Source organism: Paracoccus sp. SY, assembly GCF_002901215.1.
Taxonomy (GTDB): domain Bacteria; phylum Pseudomonadota; class Alphaproteobacteria; order Rhodobacterales; family Rhodobacteraceae; genus Paracoccus; species Paracoccus acridae.
In genome coordinates, this window is record NZ_NWMQ01000182.1 from 1 (window position 1) to 687 (window position 687).

The 687-nt window shown below is 68.9% G+C and carries 1 protein-coding gene; it reads left to right on the forward strand.

Features of this window, described 5'->3' with window-relative positions:
- Window positions 1–687 (forward strand): ParB/RepB/Spo0J family partition protein (locus tag CK944_RS22450; RefSeq protein ID WP_371411695.1); only part of this gene is annotated, 687 nt, incomplete at both ends.

Sequence of the window (687 nt, forward strand, 5' to 3'; positions counted from 1 at the left end):
CTCCATCCGCTCGATCAGTTCCGGGCCTTCCAGACCCTGCGCGAGGAGGGCATGACCGAAGAGGCCATCGCCGCGGCCTTTCTCGTCGACGCCAAGGTCGTCCGGCAGCGCCTGCGGCTGGCCGCGGTCTCGCCGGCGCTGCTCGAGGTCTACGGCGAGGACGCCATGACGCTCGAGCAGTTGATGGCCTTTACCGTCACCGACGACCATGCGCGCCAGGAGCAGGTCTGGCAGGTGGTCAGGGACAGCTGGTCGGAGGAGCCGTACATCATCCGCCGCATGCTGACGGAAACCACGGTGCGGGCCTCCGACCGCCGGGCGCTCTTCCTGGGCATCCCGGCCTACGAGGCGGCGGGTGGCATCGTGCTGCGCGATCTCTTCGAGACCGACAATGGCGGCTGGCTGCAGGACGTGGCCCTGCTCGAGTGTCTGGTCGCGGAGAAGCTCGAGCGTGAGGCAGAGGTGATCGCCGCAGAAGGCTGGGCCTGGGTCGAGGTGGCCGTCAGCTTTCCCTACGGCCATGACCGGGGGTTCCGGCAGATCGGCGGAACAGTCGTCGACCTGACGGAAGAAGAGCGTGCCGCGCGCGAGGCCCTGCGCGACGAATACGACCTGCTCGAGGCCGAGCATGCCGAGGCCGAAGAGCTGCCCGAGGATGTCGACCGGCGGCTCGGCGAGATCGAGGCG